Source organism: Streptomyces sp. SID486, assembly GCF_009865385.1.
Classification (GTDB): domain Bacteria; phylum Actinomycetota; class Actinomycetes; order Streptomycetales; family Streptomycetaceae; genus Streptomyces.
Window position 1 is genome coordinate 1 of sequence record NZ_WWJT01000360.1, and the last position, 2373, is coordinate 2373.

Here is a 2373-nt window from a genome sequence, read left to right on the forward strand (position 1 = left end):
CCGCCGCCAGGTGCGGGCCGACGCCGGCGGGCTGGCCGCGCGGGTCGCGGCGCTCATCGGCGGAGAGGCCACCGACGAGTCCGCCGCGGCCGTCGCCCAAGCCCTCCAGGGCCACCAGCTGGACTATCTGAACCTCGAGCTGGTCGCGATGTCGCTGCTCGCGATCGCCCACGCCGACCGGCCCGCCGTCGCCGCCGAGGCGTGCGACGTACTGCTGGAGTGCGCCGGGGAACGCCGGGCGACGACCTGGCAGGCCGTGCTCGGCGCCATCCGGGCGGAGATCGCCCTGCTCCAGGGGGACGTGACCACCGCCTCGCAGGGCGCGCTCACCGCGCTCGGCACGCTGCGCGCCCAGAGCTGGGGAGTCCTCATCGGCCTCCCGCTGTCGACGGCGATCTCCGCGCTCACCGCCATGGGCTCCTACGCCGAGGCCGAGGAACTGCTCAGACACGACGTGCCCGAGCCGATGTTCCGGACCGTCTTCGGCATCCAGTACCTGCGGGCCCGCGGCCACCACTACCTCGCCACCGACCGGCCCTTCGCGGCGCTGGGCGACTTCGAGACCTGCGGACGGCTGCTGCGGGAAGGCAACCCCAGCCTCCAGAAGGGCATCCCCTGGCGGTCCGACCTCGCCCTGGTCAACCTGCGGATCGGCAAGGCCCGTACGGCCCGGGAGTGGGCCGAGGAACAGCTGCGGCTGCCCGGCGGGCACAGTTCGCGCGCCCGCGCCATGGCACTGCGGCTGCTGGCGGCGACCAGCAAGCCGCACCGCCGGGCCTCGCTGCTGCGCGAGTCGATCGACCTGCTCAAGACGTGCGGGGACCGGTACGCGCTGGCCCAGGCGTACGCCGACCTGTCCGCGGCGCACTACGAACTCGGTGAGTACGCCCGCGCGCGGCTCGTCGCGCGGCAGGCGGCGCGGGAGGCCGAGGCATGCCGCATCGAGTCGCCGGTCGACGCGCATCTGCTGGAGGATCCGGCACGCCCCGAGACCGCCGGGACCGAGGGCGGTCCCGCCATCCTCAGCGACGCGGAGTGCCGGGTCGCCGGTCTCGCCGCGCTCGGGTACACCAACCGGGAGATCAGTTCCCGCCTGCACGTCACGATCAGCACGGTGGAGCAGCACCTGACCCGGGTCTACCGCAAGCTGAACGTCGCCAGCCGTTCGGAGCTGCCGTCGAAGATGCTGGAGCACCGCATTCCGAAGCTGTCGGACCGCTGGGCCAGCACCCACTCGTCCGCCGGCTGAGCGCCCCGGCGCCGCCCTCGCCCGCCGGTTGAGCGGCCCGGCGCCCTCGCCGTCCCCACCACTCCGCGGCCTCACCGTCCGCACCATCCCGCGGCACCTCCGTCCGCACCACTCCGCGGCACCTCCGTCCGCACCACCCTGCGGCACCTTCGTCCACACACCCCCGGGGCCCCGCCGGTGACATCACCGGTGGGGCCGCGCCGGCTTGTGCCGCTCGGGTGCACAGGCGGCACCGGACCCGGCGGCCCCGGACCGGGGCGGCACCGGGCCCGGCGAACCCCGAATTGCCGCCGACGACCCCGGCGGGCACCGACCCCAGACCCGGCGGGCACCGGACCCGGCGGGCACCGGACCCGGCGAACCCCGAACCCGGCGGACCCCAGACCCGGCGAACCCCGAACCCAGCAGGCCCGGACCCAGCAGACCCGGACCCAGCAGGCCCGAACCCGGCGGGCACCGGAGCACCCTGGCGGGGGCGCCGGTCCCGCGCCGGTCCGTGGGCGCGGCGGTCAGCTGAAGCTGCCCAGTTCGTCGTCCAGGATGCCGAACAGCTCGTCCGCCGTGGCCGTCTCCAGCCCCGGCCCGCCGGTGTGTCCGGTCCCGTTGTCCGGCGACGGCCCGGTGCCGTCCCACCGCGCGCTGAGGGCCCGCAGCCGGGCCGCGACCCGGGCGCGCCGCTCCTCGTCCGGCACGGCCTCGTCGAGCGCGGCGTCCAGCACCGCCTCCAGGCGCACCACTTCGGCCTCGACGTCGACCACGTCACCGCGGGTGCCGCCGCCCAGCTCCGCGAACAGGTGCCGGGCGAGGGCGTCGGAGGTCGGGTAGTCGAAGGTGAGCGTGGTGGACAGCCGCAGGCCGGTGTCGGCGCCGAGCCGGTTGCGCAGCTCCAGAGCGGCCAGGGAGTCCACGCCCAGGTCGCCGAGGGGGCGCTGGGGGTCGACGGCGCTGCCCGAGCCGTGGCCGAGGACGTCGGCGACATGTCCGCACACCGTCTCCACCAGCAGGCGCAGACCGTCGGCCGCACCCAGCCGGGCCAGCCGCCCGGACAGCGGCTCGGCGGACGGCGGAGCCTCGGTGACGGCGCGGGCGGTGCGCCGCGCGGCCGCGGGGGCGAGGCCGCGCAC

Annotated in this window: 2 protein-coding genes; one reads left to right on the top strand and one right to left on the bottom strand. The window is 76.3% G+C overall.

Going from position 1 to position 2373, the window contains the following annotated elements; translation table 11 throughout:
* Positions 1–1249, top strand: a 1249-nt coding sequence (locus GT045_RS16965) for a LuxR family transcriptional regulator (RefSeq protein ID WP_237538658.1), incomplete at its 5' end; no start/stop codon positions are given.
* A 509-nt stretch (positions 1250–1758) separates the two neighbouring features.
* On the opposite strand, the gene GT045_RS16970 is transcribed toward GT045_RS16965, so the two are convergent.
* A partial coding sequence (locus GT045_RS16970; protein ID WP_237538659.1) for an acyl carrier protein occupies positions 1759–2373 on the bottom strand: 615 nt, incomplete at its 5' end.